This is a genomic window from Caldisericia bacterium (genome assembly GCA_021158845.1).
GTDB lineage: Bacteria > Caldisericota > Caldisericia > B22-G15 > B22-G15 > B22-G15.
This window is the reverse complement of sequence record JAGGSY010000063.1, coordinates 1-19938: the sequence shown is the minus strand read 5'-3', so window position 1 is coordinate 19938 and position 19938 is coordinate 1. Positions and strand designations below refer to the sequence as shown.

General features: G+C 36.2%; 18 protein-coding genes. 15 read left to right on the top strand and 3 right to left on the bottom strand.

Going from position 1 to position 19938, the window contains the following annotated elements; genetic code table 11:
* Positions 1-169: 169 nt before the first annotated feature.
* Genes J7J33_02590 through ispF form a run of 15 tightly spaced genes read left to right on the top strand, consistent with a single transcriptional unit; the run spans position 170 to position 15775 of the window.
* Positions 170-718: a LemA family protein gene (locus tag J7J33_02590; GenBank protein ID MCD6168179.1), complete on the top strand. Its 549-nt coding sequence runs from the start codon at positions 170-172 to the stop codon at positions 716-718.
* A gap of 3 nt (positions 719-721) precedes the next feature.
* Positions 722-1609, top strand: coding sequence for a zinc metalloprotease HtpX (htpX, locus tag J7J33_02585; protein ID MCD6168178.1), 888 nt, complete (start codon positions 722-724; stop codon positions 1607-1609).
* A gap of 8 nt (positions 1610-1617) precedes the next feature.
* Positions 1618-3063, top strand: coding sequence for a TldD/PmbA family protein (locus tag J7J33_02580; protein MCD6168177.1), 1446 nt, complete (start codon positions 1618-1620; stop codon positions 3061-3063).
* Complete coding sequence (locus J7J33_02575) at positions 3060-4397, top strand: TldD/PmbA family protein (protein MCD6168176.1); 1338 nt, start codon at positions 3060-3062, stop codon at positions 4395-4397. The genes J7J33_02580 and J7J33_02575 overlap by 4 nt, the downstream gene beginning before the upstream one ends.
* The gene (locus tag J7J33_02570; GenBank protein ID MCD6168175.1) at positions 4398-5432 is read left to right on the top strand and encodes a D-alanine--D-alanine ligase; all 1035 of its coding nucleotides are present in this window, start codon (positions 4398-4400) and stop codon (positions 5430-5432) included.
* Positions 5433-5480: 48 nt separating this feature from the next.
* Complete coding sequence (gene polA, locus J7J33_02565) at positions 5481-7946, top strand: DNA polymerase I (protein ID MCD6168174.1); 2466 nt, start codon at positions 5481-5483, stop codon at positions 7944-7946.
* Entirely contained in the window at positions 7943-8542 is a 600-nt protein-coding gene (locus tag J7J33_02560) for a dephospho-CoA kinase (protein MCD6168173.1), read from the top strand. Before polA ends, J7J33_02560 begins: the two co-directional genes overlap by 4 nt.
* A complete protein-coding gene (locus J7J33_02555) occupies positions 8532-9257 on the top strand; it encodes a PD-(D/E)XK nuclease family protein (GenBank protein ID MCD6168172.1) in 726 nt (241 codons plus the stop codon). The genes J7J33_02560 and J7J33_02555 overlap by 11 nt, the downstream gene beginning before the upstream one ends.
* A complete protein-coding gene (locus J7J33_02550; protein ID MCD6168171.1) occupies positions 9245-10645 on the top strand; it encodes a glutamate--tRNA ligase in 1401 nt (466 codons plus the stop codon). Before J7J33_02555 ends, J7J33_02550 begins: the two co-directional genes overlap by 13 nt.
* A gap of 24 nt (positions 10646-10669) precedes the next feature.
* Positions 10670-11218, top strand: a complete 549-nt coding sequence (locus J7J33_02545) for a UvrB/UvrC motif-containing protein (GenBank protein ID MCD6168170.1) — start codon at positions 10670-10672, stop codon at positions 11216-11218.
* The gene (locus J7J33_02540; protein MCD6168169.1) at positions 11196-12227 is read left to right on the top strand and encodes a hypothetical protein; all 1032 of its coding nucleotides are present in this window, start codon (positions 11196-11198) and stop codon (positions 12225-12227) included. The genes J7J33_02545 and J7J33_02540 overlap by 23 nt, the downstream gene beginning before the upstream one ends.
* A complete protein-coding gene (gene radA, locus J7J33_02535) occupies positions 12224-13549 on the top strand; it encodes a DNA repair protein RadA (protein ID MCD6168168.1) in 1326 nt (441 codons plus the stop codon). Before J7J33_02540 ends, radA begins: the two co-directional genes overlap by 4 nt.
* Positions 13550-13568: 19 nt before the next feature.
* Positions 13569-14666, top strand: coding sequence for a TRAM domain-containing protein (locus tag J7J33_02530; GenBank protein ID MCD6168167.1), 1098 nt, complete (start codon positions 13569-13571; stop codon positions 14664-14666).
* Complete coding sequence (locus tag J7J33_02525; GenBank protein ID MCD6168166.1) at positions 14635-15321, top strand: 2-C-methyl-D-erythritol 4-phosphate cytidylyltransferase; 687 nt, start codon at positions 14635-14637, stop codon at positions 15319-15321. Before J7J33_02530 ends, J7J33_02525 begins: the two co-directional genes overlap by 32 nt.
* Positions 15293-15775 (top strand): 2-C-methyl-D-erythritol 2,4-cyclodiphosphate synthase, encoded by a 483-nt coding sequence (gene ispF, locus J7J33_02520; protein ID MCD6168165.1) that lies wholly within the window; start codon positions 15293-15295, stop codon positions 15773-15775. Before J7J33_02525 ends, ispF begins: the two co-directional genes overlap by 29 nt.
* Here ispF and J7J33_02515 read toward each other — a convergent pair.
* The 3 genes from J7J33_02515 to J7J33_02505 all read right to left on the bottom strand — a co-directional run.
* Positions 15734-17440 (bottom strand): PHP domain-containing protein, encoded by a 1707-nt coding sequence (locus tag J7J33_02515; protein ID MCD6168164.1) that lies wholly within the window; start codon positions 17438-17440, stop codon positions 15734-15736. The genes ispF and J7J33_02515 overlap by 42 nt on opposite strands.
* Positions 17437-19851 (bottom strand): phenylalanine--tRNA ligase subunit beta, encoded by a 2415-nt coding sequence (locus J7J33_02510; protein MCD6168163.1) that lies wholly within the window; start codon positions 19849-19851, stop codon positions 17437-17439. The genes J7J33_02515 and J7J33_02510 overlap by 4 nt, the downstream gene beginning before the upstream one ends.
* Before the next feature lie 14 nt (positions 19852-19865).
* Positions 19866-19938 (bottom strand): hypothetical protein (locus J7J33_02505; protein MCD6168162.1); only part of this gene is annotated, 73 nt, incomplete at its 5' end.

Sequence of the window (19938 nt, the reverse complement as noted above, 5' to 3'; positions counted from 1 at the left end):
TTTCAATTTCCTTTTTTAGAGATGAGATAGAGAACATAACGAGTGTAAGGGATGGTGTGATAACCTTTGCTATATCCCTCACAATGTTTGCTATCTTTCTCCTTATCTCCTACACTCTTTTAAAGAAAAAGGTTATAATTAAAAAAAGAAAATAATAAAGGAGGTTAGAATGGTTGGATGGATTATCCTGGGAGTAATTATAGTTATAGCTCTCTGGTTTATTGGTACTTACAATATGTTCATCACCTTGAGAAACAGGGTAAAGAACGCATGGGCACAGATTGATGTTCAGTTGAAGAGAAGATACGATTTAATTCCAAACCTTGTTGAAACTGTAAAGGGATATGCAAAGCATGAAAGAGAACTCTTTGAGAAAGTTACAGAGTTAAGATCAAGGGCTATGAGTGCGAAATCAATAAGGGATGTTGGTGAGGCAAACAACCAGTTAACCCAAACACTTAAGACACTATTTGCAGTGGCTGAGAATTACCCAGAATTAAAGGCTAATGAAAGTTTCTTAAAACTTCAGGAGGAATTGACAAACACAGAGAACAAGATAGCTTTTGCAAGACAGTTTTACAACGATATTGTGATGAGGTTCAACATGGCACAGCAGAAAATTCCAGCAGCATTTGTTGCAAAGATGATGGGTCTTACCCCAGAAGAATACTATCCTGTTCCTGAGGAGGAGAGAGGAGCTGTAAGAGTAGAATTCTAAAGGATGAAGAAGACTCTCTACGAGTTAAGAAGTGAGAATATAAGAAAGACCTACATTTTTCTTATTATTTTCTCATTAATTCTCTTCGCTGTAGGTTATATCCTTGTGTACCTTTTTAAATGGGGAATTACAGGTTTTGTGCTTCTTGGAATGTTCATAATTATCTACAACATAGTGGTTTACAACAACTCTGATAAAATTGCCCTTGCATCTGTGGGTGCAGTGCCTGCAGATCCTGAAAGATTCTATGTATTGCACAATGTTGTCGAGGAAGTTGCCATTGCCGCAGGTATCCCAAAACCTAAAGTTTATATAATGGATGAACCCCAACCAAATGCGTTTGCTACAGGAAAAAATCCTGAAAGTGCATCAATTTGTGTAACAACAGGACTTCTATCCATGATGAACAGAGAGGAACTTCAGGGAGTGATTGCCCATGAGATGGCTCATATAAGAAACTACGATATACTACTCATGACAGTTGTGGGAATAGTGGCAGGATTAATTATAATACTCAGGGATTTAATATTGAGGGGAATGTGGTTTGGTGGAGAGAGAAGAAGGGAAAGGGATAATGAAGCAGGAAGTATTTTGCTGCTTATAGGTATCATTCTTGCAATTCTATCTCCAATTCTTGTAGCTCTCATAAGGGCAGCAATATCAAGACAGAGGGAGTTTCTTGCAGATGCAACAGGTGCCTACATCGTAAGGGATCCATATGGACTTGCCTCTGCTCTAAAGAAGATAGCATCCTATCAGAAACCGATGAAAAGAGCATCTGAGGCAACAGCACATCTATTCATCTCCAGTCCATTCCCTGGACAGAGGTATTTTGCAACACATCCTCCTATTGAAGAGAGGATTAAAAGATTGTTAAGCATAACAATTTAGGAGGTAAAATGAAAGAATTGGCTTTGTGGTTGATGGATGAGGCAAAGAGAAAGGGGGTTCAATTTGCCGACATAAGGATTATAGAAAATGAGGTGGAGTCTATTGAAACAGAGAATGGGGGAGTATCTGAAGTTGGAAGATACAGGAGCGTAGGATTCGGTATAAGGGTTTTGATGAATGGAAGCTGGGGATTCTCCTCTTCCTCTAAGGTTGATAAATATGAAATGGAGAAGGTGCTTTCAGAGGCAATAAGTATTGCAAAGGCTTCCTCCCTTGCAAAGAAAGAGGATGTAGTTCTCTCTCCTGTGGAAATATATCAGGATGAGGTGCCTCACAATGCAAAGATAGATCCATTTGAGATTCCACTTGATAAAAAATTATCTGTGCTTCTTGAAGCTGATAAAATAATGGCAGGAGTAAATGGGGTTAAAATTAGGAGAGGCTCAATGTACTTTATGAAGGAAAGAAAAACATACGCATCCACAGAAGGTGCATTTATTGTTCAGGATAGAATTGAATCAGGCGCAGGAATAGTCTCCTTTGCTATAAGCAGTGATGGAGAGGTTCAGAAAAGAAGTTATCCAAATTCCTTTGGAGGAGATTTCAAAAGAGCTGGATGGGAGTTTATAGAGAGTCTTAAATTAATTGAAAATGCAGAGAGAGTTGCCAAAGAATCTGTTGCTTTGCTCTCGGCAAAACCTTGTCCATCTGGAGTTATGGACATTGTTATTGGGGGTTCCCAGATGGCTCTTCAGGTACATGAATCCTTAGGGCATCCCGCAGAACTTGATAGAGTTCTTGGAATGGAAGCTTCCTATGCTGGAACATCTTTTCTTACACCTGATAAGCTTGGAAACTTCAGATATGGATCAAAAATTGTAAATATAACAGCAGATGCAACAATTCCTGAAGCCTTAGGTGGTTTTGCATACGATGACGAAGGAGTAAAAGGACAAAGGGTCTATCTTGTAAAGGATGGAATCTTTGTTGGTTACCTAACTTCAAGAGAAACTGCCCATAAGGTTGGGCAGAAACCAATGGGGGCTATGAGGGCAGAGAGTTGGAACAGAATTCCCATTATAAGAATGACATCCATAAACCTTGAACCAGGTGATATGACCCTTGAAGAGTTAATAAAGGGAGTTGACAAGGGTATATATGTTGAAACAAACAAAAGCTGGTCAATAGACGATAAGAGGTTGAACTTCCAGTTTGGAACTGAAATTGGATGGGAGATAAGAAATGGAGAGCTTGGAGATATGATAAAGAATCCAACATACACAGGCATAACTTATGAATTCTGGAGGAGTTGTGATGGAATTGCAAACAGGGATTACTGGAATGTGTGGGGTGTTCCCAACTGCGGAAAGGGAGAGCCAGTCCAAACCATGCATGTTTCTCATGGAACATCCCCGGCAAGATTTAGAAATGTAAGAGTAGGGGTGATGAAATGAGAGGTAGAGAGGAAGTTATAAATTCATTAAAGGAAGGTCTATCAATAAGCAACGCAGATGAAGTAGAACTCCTGTTTCTCGGAAAGGAGTCAATTCTTACAAGATACGCAAACTCCACCATTCATCAGAACGTTAAGGAGAGCAACTCAGAGATAAGAGTAAGGGTAGTTATTGGAAAGAAAATCGGCTTTTCTCAAACAAACGACCTCTCAAAAGAGGGGATAAAGAAGGCAGTTCTTGATGCAGAGAAAATTGCTAAAGTTACAAAAGAGGACCCAGATTTTGTGAAACTGCCTGAACCAGAGAAGGGAAAAGAGATAAAGACATTCTTTGAAGAAAATTTAAATGTTAGACCAGAAGATATGGCAGAGAAGGTTGTCAATGTTATAAAAAGGGCTGAGAGAAAAAACCTTATTGCATCAGGGGCATTTTCCTTTGATATAGATGAGTACGCAGTGGTAAACTCAAGAGGTATTGAAAAATACCAACCCTACACCTCCTTCTTCTTTACAACAGTCATTATGGGAGAGAATTCATCTGGTTATGCTGATAGATTCTCAATGAAATTCTCTGAAATTGATGAAGAATCCCTTGCCGATGAAGCCATAGAGAGAACTCTTATGGCAAAAAATCCAAAGGACATTGAACCGGGGAAGTATGAAGTTATCTTAACAGAGTATGCTGTTGAAGATGTAATATCCTTTCTTTCATATCTTGGATTTGGAGCAAAACAATTCCATCAGGGAACCAGTTTCCTTAGTGGGAAAATTGGTGAAAAGATAATGGGAGAAAACATTACCATATGGGATGATGGACTCAATCCTGAAGGAGCACCTATTCCTTTTGACTTTGAGGGAGTTCCAAAGAAAAAGGTGATGCTCATTGAAAATGGTGTGGCAAGGGGAATAGTCTATGATTCATATCATGCATTTAAGTATCACACTAAATCCACAGGACACGCTCTTCCACAGCCATCCTCTTTTGGTCCACTTCCATTAAACATTTTTATGAAGGAGGGAACAAGCAGTCTATCTGATATGATAAAGAATGTAAAGAAAGGTATTCTTATATCCAGATTCCACTACACCAATCCACTGGATCCAAAGAGAGTTATAATCACTGGAATGACGAGAGATGGAACATTCATGATTGAGAATGGAAAGATATCCTATCCTGTAAAGAACATGAGATTTACCCAGAACATGATTGAGATGTTAAATGGAGTAGTTGAGATTTCAAAAAATAGGAAAAAACAGAAGGGAATGATACATGTCTCTGTTGTTCCATGTATCAGAGTTAAAGAGTTCAACTTTACAGGAAAGACTGAGTTTTAAATGAAAAGAATAAAGGTTGGGGTGCTCTATGGAGGGAAATCTCCAGAGCACCTCGTTTCAATAGAATCAGGAAAGGCAATCTTTTCCTCCCTCTCAGAGGAAAAATTTGATAAGCATAGAATATACATAAATGAAAAGGGAGAGTGGCTCCTTGACGATAGGAAGAAGGGAATAGATGAAATATTAAGTTATGGTTTTGATATTGTATTTATTGCCCTTCATGGACCAAATGGCGAAGATGGAAGTATTCAGGGACTTTTAGAGATATATGATGTTCCTTATACAGGATCAGATTTTTATGCATCCTCCATTGCCATGGACAAGGAGAAAACAAAATTTATACTTAAAGGACTTGGAATAAAAACTCCGAAGTTCATTTCTTTTTATAAAAATGAGGTTGATGTAAAAAGAATAGAGAAGGAGATAGGTTATCCTTGCGTAGTTAAACCATCAAGACTTGGATCAAGTGTTGGAGTAAACATAGTTGAGAATAAAGAGGAAATTGGAAAGTTCATAGAAGAGGCATTTAAATACAGTGAGAGAGTGATTGTTGAGGAGTATGTCACAGATAATTACAAGGAGGGGAAAGAGATTGAATGTGCAATTATAGGTAATAAAAATCCCATCTCTCTTGGAATTGCCGAGATCTTACCAAAGAGGAAATTCTACGATTACACAGCAAAGTACACTGAGGGTTTAACTGAGTTCTTTATACCTGCAAGACTTGATGAAGAAACCTATAAGAGAGCGGAAGAGATAGCTGTTAAGGTGTATAAGGTGGTGGGTTGTAAAGGATTTGCAAGGGTGGACATGTTCACAAGGGGAAAGGAGATCTTTGTAAATGAGGTTAACACAATTCCAGGTTTTACAAAGGTGAGTATGTTTCCTGCAATAGCAGAGAAAAAGGGAATCTCATTCAAAGAACTTGTAGAGAAAATTATAGATCTTGGAATAGAGGAGTATAGAGAAAAGAAGAGAATCTTTAAAAACACCATAGAATTTATAAGGGAGAAAAAATCAAACAAGATAATTTAACCCTCTTTTTAATTGACTGAACCAGATAAAACTAATATAATGAATCAAATGAAGAGGATATATCTTATTGATGGAAGTTCACTTTTGTTCAGAACATATTTTGCATTACCACCTTTAATGACAACAAAGGGAGAGCCAACAGGTGCAGTTTATGGATTTGTCAGAATACTACTAAACATACTGGAAAATAACAGCATTGATTACATTGGGGTAAGTTTTGATAAGGGAAAACCTATTTTTAGGCTTGAGAAACTTCCAGAGTACAAGGCACAGAGACCAAAACCACCAGAGGATATATCAATTCAGAAGGAGAGATTAAAACAAGTTCTTGATGCCTTTGGAATATCTGTTATTGAAATTCCAGGTTTTGAGGGAGATGACATAATAGGAACCATAAAGAAGATGGCTGATAAAGAAAACCTCTACACAGTAATTGTAACAGGAGATAGGGATTTACTTCAACTACTTACAGATAACTCTGAAGTGCTTCTAACAAAAAAGGGGATAAGTCAGATAGAGAAAGTTAAAAGAGAGGATTTTATAAAAAAATATGGAATAGAACCTTTAAGACTTTCTGAAATTAAAGCTCTTACAGGAGATAAATCAGACAACATTCCAGGCGTTCCAGGAATTGGTGAGAAGACAGCCATAACCTTATTGAAAAAGTATGGTTCCCTGGAGAAACTCATTGAGAATCCACCAAAGGGTAGAATTGGAGATTTGATAAAAAGGTATAAAGATCAAATCCTTACTGCTAAAGAGATAGCCACCATCAGAACAAATGTCCCCATAAATCTTGGTATTGAAGATTTAAGAAAAAGGGAGATAGATAGAAGAAGGCTTCTTAGATTATTTTCCGAGCTTGAGTTTGATACATTGCTTGAAAAGTTTACTTTAAAAAAGGAGAAAATTCCATTAAAAGAGGTTGAGGAGAAAAAATTTTTATCACATAAAGAAATATCCTTTATTGTAAAAAAGGATGCAGTATATTTTTATAGTGATTCTGGAATTTTTAAAGGCTCAAAGATGGATTTTGATAGAATAGTAAACTCAAGAGTCTCATACACTCATGGATTTAAAGAAGAACTTTTATACCTTTTTCCCTTTAATGAAAAGAGAAATGTCTTTGATACAGAAATTGCAGCTTATCTATTGAATCCCTCAAGGAAAACCTACTCCCTATCCTCGCTGTTTCCATTATATCTGGGAGAAAGCTTAAGCTTTGAAAAGGAAGAGGAGTTACTTCCAAAAATACTATCCCTTGGAAGAATACTTAAGAAGAAAATAGAGGAAGAAAATCTTACAAAGATTCTCTATGAAGTGGAACTACCCCTATCTCATGTCCTTTCAGAAATGGAAATTGTTGGCATTAAAGTTGATAAAAAGAAACTTGTTGAGATAAGAAATGAACTTAGAAAGAGGGTTATTGAGATAGTAAAAGAAATCTCTGATATATCTGGTTTTTCAATAAATCCTGCCTCTCCAAAGCAGGTGAGCTATCTTCTCTTTGAGAAGTTGGGACTTCCAAAAATTAAAAAGACAAAGAGTGGCTACTCAACTGATCAGGAAACACTATTCAAACTAAAGGAACTTCATCCAGTGGTTGATAAAATTCTTGAATTCAGGGAGATAAACAAATTGCTCACAACATATTTTGAGGTTCTTCCAAAACTTGCTGATGAGAATGATAGGATTCACACAAGATTTATTCAAACAGGAACAGCTACAGGAAGGCTTGCTTCCAGAGAACCTAATCTTCAAAATATACCGATAAGAAGTGAGATTGGAAAGAAGGTTAGAGAATCTTTTATAGCCGAAGACGGTTTTCTCCTTGGATCTTTTGATTACTCACAGATTGAATTAAGAATACTTGCCCATTTCTCTAAGGATGAAAGACTAATAAAAGCTTTTAGGGAGGGAAAGGATATTCACAGAGAAACTGCCTCCAGTATCTTTGGTGTACCTCCAGATAAGGTAACCAAATCCTTAAGGAGAAAGGCAAAAACAATAAATTACGGAATAATTTATGGCATGAGCCCACACGGACTTGCAAAGGAACTCGGAATCTCTGATGGTGAGGCAAAGAAATACATTGACAGATACTTTGAGAGATTTTCAGGAGTTAGGAAATTCATAGATGAGACAATTGAAAAGGCAAAGAAAAATGGTTATGTGGAAACAATCCTTGGAAGAAAAAGGTATATTCCAGAGCTTAACTCAAAAAATTACAACACAAGAAAACTTGGAGAGAGGATAGCTATAAATTCACCAATACAGGGTTCAGGTGCAGATATCATAAAGATAGCAATGGTCAATGTATGGAGAAAGTTAAGGGATAAGAAATCAAGAATAGTTCTACAGATACATGATGAATTGCTTGTTGAGATTAAAGAGGAGGAGGCTAACGAGGTGAAGGAGATGGTTAAAAGAGAAACGGAGAACACCTTGAGCCTTGATGTTCCAATTATTGTAGATGCTGGAATTGGAAAAAACTGGTTGGAGTGTAAGATATGAAATTGATAGGACTCACAGGGAATATTGCATGTGGTAAATCAAAGATAAGTGCCTATTTAAAAGAACATGGTTTTAAAATTATTGACGCTGATTCCTTGGGAAAGATAGTACTCTCAAGAGAAGAGGTAAAGAATAAAGTCGTAAGAACTTTTGGTAAGGAAATACTCAAAGATGATTTTGTAATTGACAGAAAAAAACTTGGAAACATTGTATTTTCCTCAAGAGAAAACCTTGAGAAACTGAACAGAATCACACTTCCACCTCTTACAAAACTTGTAAAAAGTAAGATAAGAGAACTTAAGAGAAAGAAAGTAAAGTATGGAGTGCTTGATGCCGCAATCCTAATTGAGGCATCCTGGGACAGGTTTATTCACGAAATTTGGGTGGTTTATGCAAAACCTGAAGTTCAACTTGAAAGACTGATGAAGAGAGAGAATTTTACGAAAGAGGAAGCTTTAAAGAGAATCAATGCACAGATGCCCATAGAAGAGAAGATAAAAAGGGCAGATGTGGTGATAGACAACTCTGGAGATTGGGAAGAGACAAAAAAACAGGTTGATAAAGCTTTAAAGAGGTTTCTTGAAGATGAGACTTAGCTTCTCCAAGATATGGACATACCTTGAGTGTCCATTAAAATTTTACTTCCAGTACATAAAAAAGCTTCCAACAAAGCCAAAACCTTATTTTTCCTTTGGTAAAAGTATTCACCTTGCACTTTCAGAATTTCATAAACTTCCACCTTATCCCCCCCTTGAATCTCTAATAGAATCTCTTATAAAAAACTGGATAAGTGAGGGATACTCATCTAAAGAAGAAGAATTAAGGGAGCTTGAAAGAGCAAAGGAGATCTTAAGAAGATACTACTTTAGAAACATATTTAACTATCAGAAAGCCTTTGCAGTAGAGCAGAAGGTGATATTTAAAATAAACGGAATTGAAATGATAAGTTATATTGATAGGATTGATAAGATTGGAGATGACTATGAGATTGTGGAGTATAAAACTGGGAAAAATGGTTTAGCATATAAATCACTGGGACTTCTTGATGAAAGTAATCTCCTTCAAATGTCAATATACAAGATTGCTGCTAAAGAAATTCTTAAGAAAAAACCAAAGTATATTACACTTTACTACCTCTCATTACCGCAGGAAAAGATAAAACTGGATATACCAGAAGAAAAAATAGAGGAGAGTAAGAATATTATTCTTGAGGTTTATAAAGGAATAGAGGAAGGGTACTTTCCAAAGAGAGAGAACAAATTCTGTAATTTCTGTGATTTCAGAAAGGAGTGTGAATTATGGAAAAAGTAAGGGTAAGATTTGCACCTTCACCAACAGGTTTACTTCATATAGGTGGAGTTAGAACTGCCTTTATAAACTTTCTATTTGCAAGGAAAAATAAGGGAAAATTTATATTAAGGATTGAAGACACAGATGTAAAAAGATCAACAAAGGAAGCTGTAGATGCAATTTTAGATGGTTTGAGATGGCTTGGCATAGAGTGGGATGAAGGTCCATTCTTTCAAAGCGAAAGAATGGATATTTATAATAGGTATCTTAAGAAATTGATAGAGAAAGACATGGTTTATCCCTGTTTCTGCACAAAAGAGGAGATAGAGAGGGAAAGAGAGGAGGCAAAGAAAAAGGGAATACCATACAAATACTCTGGTAAGTGCAGGAATCTATCAAAGGAAGAAAGGGAAGAAAGGATAAGAAGAGGAGATAAGTATGTATGGAGATTTAAGGTTCCAGAGGGTGATGTAAGATTCAAGGATTTGATAAAAGGAGATATGCATTTTATAAACTCTGTTCTTGACGATTTCATAATAGTGAGATCTGATGGAATACCTGTCTATAATTTCTCATGTGTTGTTGATGATTTTGAAATGGGCATAACACATGTGATAAGAGGTGAGGATCACCTCTCAAACACACATAAGCAGATTCTGATATACGAAGCGTTAGGTATTAAGCCACCCGAGTTTGGTCATCTACCTTTAATACTTGGAAAGGACAGAGAAAAACTATCAAAAAGGCATGGCTCTGTATCTGTTGAGGAGTTTAAAAAGGAGGGCTTCCTGCCAGAAGCTATTATAAACTACATATTTCTACTTGGTTTCTCACTGAAGGGGAACAAGGAAATATTCTCCCTTCCAGAAATGATTGACGAGTTTTCCATTGATAAGGTATCAAGAACACCAAGTGTCTTTGACTATGAAAAATTAAGGTGGATCAATGGCTATTACATAAGACACCTCTCAGTAGAAGAATTATTAAATAGAGGGAAGGAGTTTATTCCAGAGAGATTTATGGAAAAAGGGGTGGAGTTTGTAAAGAGAATTTTAAAGGAGATACAGGGAAACATAAAGGTGTTAAGTGATATACCTTATCTTGTAGACTATTTTATAAATGAACCAATCTATGAAGAGGGTAAAATAAAAGAGATAACTGAAGATGAAAGAGTTTTATTGTTCCTCAAGAGATTCTTAAGTTCAATTGATAAAATTGAACCATTTGAAGCAAATAGCATAGAGAAGAAGATAAGAGAGATACTTGATGAGATGGGAATAAAATTAAAAGTCGTTGCTCAACCTCTACGCTATATTCTCACCGGAAGATTTGCCTCACCTCCTTTGTTTACATTAATAGAACTCCTCGGAAGGGAAACTGTGAAAGAAAGAATTAAAAGGAATCTGTGATAGAATTTATCTGGAGGTTATAATATGCTTTGTCAGGTTTGTAAAAAAAGGGAAGCTGTAATTCACATAACTGAGTATATTGGGGGAGTAAAGAAAGAACTCCATATATGTGAAGAGTGTGCAAGGGAGCTTGGTGTAGTTGGAATGCTTAGGGAGATGGACATACCTGTGGATGAAAATATGGTAAAGAAACTCTTTGAAGTGATGGTTCAGGGAGGATTGGTTCAGGGAGGTGTTGTTAAAACAGGCTCTGTTGAGAAAAAGGAGAGATGCCCGGTATGTGGTTTGACCCTTGAGGAATTTAAAGAGAGTGGCTTTCTTGGATGCTCTGAATGTTATAGGACTTTCAAGGAAGAGATAAAGCCATACCTACTGAATATACATGGAAGCATAAAGCATGTTGGAAAGAAAAAGGGAGAGAAGTATGTAGCGTTATCTCCTATTGAAAAGGAAATTAAAAGGTTAAAGAGAGAGCTTGAGGTTGCAGTGGAGGAGGAGAGATACGAAGATGCTGCAAAAATAAGAGACAAGATTAAAGAACTTATGGATAATGCTAAAAAATCTAATAGATAAACTCCCTCTCTGGATAAGGGAGGGAGAAGAGGAAAGAGACACAACACTGGCAAGTGGGATTAAAATTTCAAGAAATATTGAAAAAATTCCATTTCCAAAAAGGGCTTCAAAGGAGGAGAAAGAAAAGGTTATTCAGTTGATAAGGGATGCCTTCCTAAAATCAGAGTTTCTAAGAGACTTGGATCTCTTTGGAGTAAATCTAATTGAGATAAGCGATATTGAAAGAAGGGTTCTTACTGAAATGCAAATAATATCAAAAGATTTTATAAATAATCCATATTCAAAATACCTGTTAATTTCAAAAGAGGGTGACTTAATCATCACAATTAATGGAGAGGATCACATAACAATAAAATTGATGCAGGGTGGCCTCTCTCTAAATAAAATACTGGATAGAGGTATGAGAATATGCGATGAGCTTGAGAACTTTCTTGACATAGCCTATATGAAAGATATAGGTTATCTTACTGCATCTTTAAAGAATGTTGGAACAGGATTAAAAGCCTTTGTCTTTATGCACCTTCCCGTCTTAAAATTAAGGGGGAAGATAGATAATATAACAAAAAGTGCACCAAAGTTTTCATTAGATGTTAAGCCTGTATTTGACAGCATATTTGAGATATCCAATATTAATACTCTTGGAAGAAGCGAGGAAAATATAGTAAAAACCATTGAAAGTATTGGTAGAGAGATAGGAAATATGGAGAGGAAAGAAAGGGGAGAAGCTTTTCAAGAATCCAGTGTGGATATTTTAAATGAGATTGAGAGAGTAAAAGGTATAATAAAATACTCATTAAGAATAACCTTCAGTGAAGCTCTTGAGTTTCTATCATGGATTAGACTTGGTGCAGCAATGAATGTATTAAATATACCACTTGAGAAGGTTGATGAACTGTTTATAAGGATAAATCCGGAGTATGAGAAAATAGAGTTTGGGGATATAACTGGAGAAACATTGGATACATTGAGGGCAAGACTCCTTAAAGAACACTTAAAAGGTATCATATGAAGAAAGAGACTAAGTATAGATGTAAAGTCTGCGGGTACGAAACAATAATGAAACTGGGGAAATGTCCAAATTGTGGTTCATGGAACTCCTTTGAAGAAGTGGAGAATGAAGAACCACTAAAAAAGAAAAACCCTGTTGTTATAGAAACTCAAAAGGAAGAGAGAATAAAGACAGGTTTTGCTGGTTTTGATGAACTTCTTGGAGGGGGAATAGTAAGGGGTTCAATAATCCTTCTATCTGGAGAACCAGGAATAGGGAAATCAACTCTCCTTCTTCAAATTGCATTAAATATAGCGAAAGAAAAAGGAAAGGTGCTTTATATATCTGGTGAAGAATCTCCACTTCAAATTTCATCAAGACTTACAAGGATAACTGAATCTTCACCAAAGAATCTATACTTTCTCTACGAAACTGACATAGAGTCTGTGGTTAATGCCATAAGGGAATTAAAACCTGCCTTAACCATAGTAGATTCAATTCAAACTATGAGAGAAGAGGGTTTATCTTCTCTATCTGGGAGTCCAACACAGGTAAGGAATGCCACAGACAAACTTATGCATGTAGCTAAAACATACGGAATTCCAATAATAATTGTGGGACATGTAACAAAGGTTGGAGATATTGCTGGACCTAAAATCCTTGAACATCTTGTTGACACTGTACTATACCTTGAGGGAGAAAGATACCAGATGTATAGAATCTTAAGATCAAAGAAGAACAGATTTGGCTCAACTCAGGAACTTGTACTCTTTTCCATGGAGGAGGAGGGTTTAAAGGAGATTAAAAATCCATCCCAATACTTTTTAACAGAGAGAGAAAGAGAGATACCGGGAAGTGTAATACTTCCAACCATTGAAAGTGGAATGAAACCACTTCTTGTTGAAGTACAGGCACTTGTGGTGAGTTCATATCTCCCACAACCAAGAAGAGTATCTGTGGGTATTGATTACACAAAACTATCCATACTTATTGCAATTATGGAGAAGTATCTTAAACTTCCCCTCTATAAGTATGATATATATGTGAATGTTACTGGAGGAGTAAGGATAGTTGAACCTGCTTCTGACCTTCCTGTTATAGTATCCATATATTCATCTCTAAAGGATATACCCACATCAAATTTTGTAGCCTTTGGTGAGGTGGGATTGGGGGGAGAGATAAGGAATGTGAGTCTTATGAAGAAAAGGTATAAAGAGGCATTAAAGCTTGGCTACAAAAATTTTATCCTCCCTTCATCCATGCAAAAAGAGGTTGAAAACGGTGATGGGGGACGAAACATATTTGTAAAAACAGTGTATAATTTAATAGGAAAACTTAAGTAATTTTTAAAGGAGCCTAAAAATGAAAAAACTTTGGACTTTTTTACGTTATTTTTTTTCATTTGTTGGTGGAGGCATAGGAGTTCTAATACTCTATTACAATTATAGTTTCTTTTCAGAAAAACTATACCACATAGGGCCACTCTTTCTCTATCTTATATTCTTCCTCTTCTTTTTCTTTATCTTTTATTTACTGTTTCCACCCGTCTACAAATTGATAAACCTTTTGGTAAACATAATAGACAAGTTTCTCTCCTCACTCTCCCTTGCCGAACTCTTACTTGGTATATTCTCTGTCCTCATCTCCCTTTTAATCTCCTATCTATTCTATGCGCTGATATCAAAGATTCCAATAGTTGGTCCATACATTGGAATTCTTATTGCCATATTTGTCTTTGGTGTTACAGTGGGAACACTAATAAAGAGGAGAAAAGAGATACTTGAAGCTATGAAAATACAACCAAAGAGGTTTGGGGAGAGAACACCAAAGGAGAAGAAGCTTTATCCCAAGTATCTACTTGATACATCTGCAATAATTGATGGAAGAATCCTTGAACTTATAGACTCAGGTTTTATTGATGGAACAATCCTTATTCCCACATTTATTCTTGAAGAACTTCAGATGGTTGCTGATTCAGAGGATTCTTCTAAAAGAGTTAGAGGAAGAAGGGGGCTTGATATTCTTCAGAGATTGAAAGAGGAGTATCCTGAAAAGATAAAGATATTTGATGCAAAGGGTGAAAGAATTCCCATTGATACAAAACTTATAAATCTTGCAAAAAAGATGAAAGCTAAAGTTATAACAACAGATTTTAACCTCTCTCAGGTAGCAAGAACAAGGGGTATTAAAGTATTGAACATAAATGAGTTAGCCCATGCTCTAAGAAAAGTGGTTCTTCCGGGAGAGAGACTACAGGTAAGGATCGTGAAGGAAGGCAAAGAAAGAGCACAGGGTGTAGGTTATCTTGATGATGGAACAATGGTTGTAGTTGAAGATGGAAAGTATCACATAGGAGAGGTAGTTGATGTAGAGGTTACATCCCTCCTTCAGGGACCCACTGGAACAATGATTTTTGGTGATATTGTAAATGATAGGGGCAGTAGTAGTAGGAGGAGGTAGAGGAGAAAGATTTAAAGGTAATAAGGTCTTCTTTCCTGTATCAGGAAAACCTCTCCTCTTTTATACCCTTATTCCCTTTGTGAAACTTAATGAAATTTCTCATATAGTAATTGTTGTAAAAAAGGAAGATATAGAAAATGCAAGGAAAGTAATAGATCTTGTGAAGAAGTTTGAGAAAAAAATAGAGGTTGTGGAAGGAGGAGAAAGAAGGAGAGACTCTGTTCTCAATGGACTTAAAGCATTAAAGAAATATCCTGTAAATAAAGTTCTAATTCATGATGCTGTAAGGCCTCTTGTTTCCACTGATACAATAAAAAGAGTAATATCTGGAATAGAGAAGGATACTGCATGCATACCATGCATTCCTCTGAGAGAAACTGTAAAGTTTGTAGAGGATGGAAGAGTTATAGAGACTCCAGATAGAAAAAAACTCTGTTCTGTTCAAACCCCTGAAGGTTTCCCCTTTCCCCTTATATTAGAAAAGATAGAGGAGTTTGATGAGGACATGTATGATGATGCCATGGCTTTTGAAAAAAATGGACTTTATGTAAAAACAGTAAAGGGTAATACAGAAAATATAAAGGTAACATATAGAGAGGATATACTATTTGTGGAAAGGATTGTAGATGAGTATAAGGATTGGTATAGGATTTGATTTCCATATCTTTAAAAAAGGTGTGCCTCTTATACTTGGAGGTGTAGAGATTCCATACGAGTATGGTCTTATAAGTGAAACAGATGGTGATATATTGATTCATGCCATTGTAGATGCACTTCTTGGTGCAACAGGAGAGGGAGACATAGGGGAGTTGTTTAACTCCTCATGGAAGAATAAAAGTAGTGTAGAGATACTAAAAACCACAATAGATATGTTAAAGAAAAAAGGAATCAGGATAATAAACATTGATGCCATCGTTATAATGGAGAAGCCAAAGATACTTAATTTTAAAGAAAAGATTAGGGAAAGTTTATCAAAGATAATGGGAATTGATAAAAATTTAATATCAATAAAAGGAAAGACTATGGAGGGAATGGGTGTAATTGGAGAGAAAAAAGGAGCTTCTGCCTTAGTTGTTGTCCTTGTTGAGATTCCTCCTTTTTCTACTTAAGACCTCCAATAGGTGATTCAGGTTAAAGGTGTTTATAACTTTATTTTCTGAAACAAGTGCCCTTCTTAAGATAAACACCCCAAAATTTGATAGAGAGTGAAGTTGGGGAGCAAAATGTGCATCAGAGCCTATGGAGAATAGTATGTCCCTGTTTCTCAAATTGTATGCCATGTTTGAATCTATATCCAATCTATCATTGGTAGCATTTACTTCAATAATTGTTCCTGTTTTTTCGGCTTCCTTAAATATTAAATCGTATCTCATGTTCATTCTCTCCCTCTCGCCTATCTTTCTTCCTGTAGGGTGCCCAATTATGCTTACATAGGGATTTCTTATTGCTTTAATCATCCTCTTTGTGTTTGTCTCCCTATCAAGATAAAAACCATAGTGAATAGACGCTATGACAAAATCAAGCTCCCTAAGTGCACTTTCCTCTATATCAAGGGAGCCATCCTGTCTTATATTTACCTCTGCACCAAAGAGAATCTTTATCTCTGGAAACTTTGACTGTAGTTTCCTCACTTCCAACCGCTCATTCATCAATCTTTTCTCATTTAATCCATTAACCACTTTCAAATCCTTTGTGTGATCCGAAATACCTATGTATTTGTAGCCCATATCCCTTGCAAAGGATACAACATCATAAATAGTTGAAATTCCATCTGAGTAGTTTGTATGAACATGTAAGTCTCCTTTTATATTGAGATTACTTAAAAGTTCCTTTGTATCTAAATATTCCTTCCACCTCTCCCTCACCTCTGGAGGAATGTATTGCATTCCTAAGATATTAAAGATCTCTTTCTCCTCACCTTTTATCCAAAGGTAACCTGGAGGAAGAGTCTTGTATCCATAATCTTTCCCTTTACTTATTAAATAGTTACTAAAATTTTTCGGTCCAGTAAAGAATAAAAGTGCCGAACCAAAGTAGTCCTTTGGAACAACAAGCAGTTTAATCGGAATTTCACAATCGCCATAAAAAAATTCAACATGGTCTCCTCTACTTACAAATTTTATTATTCCTATATCTTTTTTAAAACTCCTTTTAAATTTGTCTGGATTTCCCACCTCACAAACAATGTTTAAGTTTGAAACTATCTCTTTCTTTCTCCTTGCACTTCCAGCAATTTCAACTCTCCTTGCCCCATGATTAACGAGTATGCCTTTAATATGTCTGAAGAATGATTCAGCAGTGGAGAGAGAGAATTCTCTTTTTAATTTAAAGTATTTGTTTATATTTTTCTTTATTATCTCCTCACCATTTAACCCTATCTCTTTTACCCTGCTGAGCAAACCTTCCTTTAAAACAGATTCAAGTCCATATATATCAACCACACCAAACCTTTCATAGAGTATTTTTAGTGTCCGACCACCAACCCCTGGAATCCTTGTAAGCTCAAGAAGACTTGGTGGTACATCTCTCAATAAAATTTCGATCTCCTCACTTCTCCCATAAACCACCAAATCCCTTAGAATCCTTTTGAGGTAGGGTTTAGTTGGAAGATACTTCTCCACCCTCTCAAGGGTCTTACGATTCAATTCAAAAGGCAACCCTTCAATAGTCATTGAGAGAATCTTAATATCTGTAATTCTTCTTCTATCCACTCCTTTAAAGGATAGCACCTTTGCTACCCTTGAGAGTGTCCTGGAAATCTCAAAGTTTGTCAATTTCTTTTTCTTAAATTCCCTGAGAGTTCTTTCTGTATCCTTTTTTCTATCCTATCTATTATTGGAAAGACATCTTTATCCTCAAGTGTTCTCTCCTTTGAAGAAAAGGTAAGTCTAAAACCAATACTCTTCTTTCCATACCCTATATTCTCTCCTCTGTAAAGATCAAAGATATGTATATCTGAGAGGATCTCTCCGCTCTCCTGTTTTATTATCTCCACCAATTTCCCACTAGGAGTATCCTCTGATACAACTATCGCTATATCAAAGGTAAGAGGTGGGAATTTGGAGATGCTCTCGTATTCCTTTTTATCCTCAAACACATCAAGTAGTGTCTCAAAATCTATTGAAAAGGCATAAACCCTCTGGGAAATAGATAACTTCTCAAGGAGAGATGGATGAATTTCTCCCATCTCGCCTATCTTTAAATCTTTAAATTGAATTACTGCGTATCTAAATGGATGGAAGAGCTTATTAGACCCTGAAACAAACTCTACTTCATCAATTTTCAACTCATCTAAAAGCTTAGAAACAACTCCTTTAAGATAGAAGAAATCAAATTCTTTCTCCTTTTCCATCCATAGTTTCTCCCTAATCTTCCCTGTAATCACTCCTGAAAGTTCCTCTTTTTCCACAAAATCTTTCTCTTTGTAAAAGACCTTCCCTATCTCAAAGAACATTAGATTCTTGTTTCCCATCTTTATATTTCTATCAACAACCTTTAAAAGCATAGGAATTAGAGAGGTTCTTAAAACATCCTGATCACTCCTTAATGGATTGACCACCTCTATAGGTTCTCTCTCAATGGGATAAAGGGAAAGATATTGAGAATCTAAAAGAGAGAGCGTAATCACCTCATCCATGGAAAGGGAGGTTAAGATATTGACGATCCTTTTTCTAAGTTTCCTTCTCTTATCTGGAGTAAAAACAGAAATCTTTGGAGATGGAAGTGTGTAGGGCAGATTCTCTATTCCTCTATACCTTATGACTTCCTCTATCAAATCTATCTCCTGCGAAATGTCTGGTCTGAATGGTTTTATAACAAAAGTAGCTTCCTTTTCACTTACATTTTCTAACTCAAAACCTCCTCTACGGAGTGAATCTATTATATCTGAATTTGATATATCCACACCTATAATCTTTCTCACCCTCTCAAATCTCACCTTAATCTTCTTCTCCTTTTCTGGCTCTGGATAAAAATCAAATGGTTTCTCATTTATAGAGCCACCAAACATTAAAGATGCTCTCCATCCATTCTCAAGAGCCTTTCTTATATCAACTCCCTTCTCAAATCTAACAGCAGCTTCACTGTTTATTTTTAACCTTCTCTTTGTAACAGAAATTGAGGATGGAAGAAAATTGGCAGATTCAAGGAGTACATTCTTTGTCTTATGACTAACCTCAGTCTCCTTTCCTCCCATAACTCCTGCTATGGCAATGGGTCCCTCCTCATCTGCAATAACAAGCATCCCCTCATCAAGTTCCCTTAACTTATCATCAAGAGTTCTTATCTTTTCTCCTTTACTTGCCCTTCTTATGATCAACTTTCCATGAATTTTGTCAAGATCAAAGGCATGGAGAGGTTGCCCATACTCAAACATTAAAACATTTGTTATATCCACAATATTATTTACAGGTCTTGCACCTATCGTAATAAGTTTCCTTAAAATCTTAATTGGAGCTTTCTTAACCTTCACATCCCTTATGATAATTCCCACATATCTTGGACATAGTTTTTCATCTAAAACTTCAATTTTAAAGCTTATATCCTTTAAATTAGATGGAATACTTACATCCCCATACTCTTTAACTATCTTTCCAAGTCCTAGTCTTTCAAACTCCTGAGAGATACCCCACAAAGAGAGACAATCTGCCCTGTTATATGTCTTTATCTCAAATATGGTATCCTCAAGCCATAGCGCTTCTTTTAAATCAGCACCTACCTCTGCATCATCAGGAAGAATAAAAATACCTCTTTTATCCTCCTCTCCAAGAACCTTATCGGAAATCCCCATCTCCTTGTAAGACAAAAGAACCGCCTCTGACTTATATCCATTAAACTCCATGGGTTTTATCCTGTAAGGAACAGGTATCTCCTCATCTCCCTTTTTCTCATAGTGGTAGATGGTGCCACCTGGAAGACAAACGGGAACTTTATCCCCCATCTTAACATTTTTTGCACCAGTAACTGAAGGATATACTCTTCCAGAAACCTCTATCTCAGCAAAAGAGAGTTCCTTTGATATCTTCTTTATAGATCTTACCTTTCCAACAAAGACACTGGATAAAATACTTTTTCTTTCAAAGGTCTCTTCTATCTCAAGACCTCTGTTTAGCAAAGTATCCTTTACATCTTCAATGTCTCTTTCAAATCTAAATATTTCATTAAGCCATCTTCTTGAAACTTTCATTTTTTTTCTCCTCTTTAGAATTGCTTTAGAAATCTTTTATCATTCTCGAAGAAAAACCTTATATCCTTTATTCCATACTTGAGCATG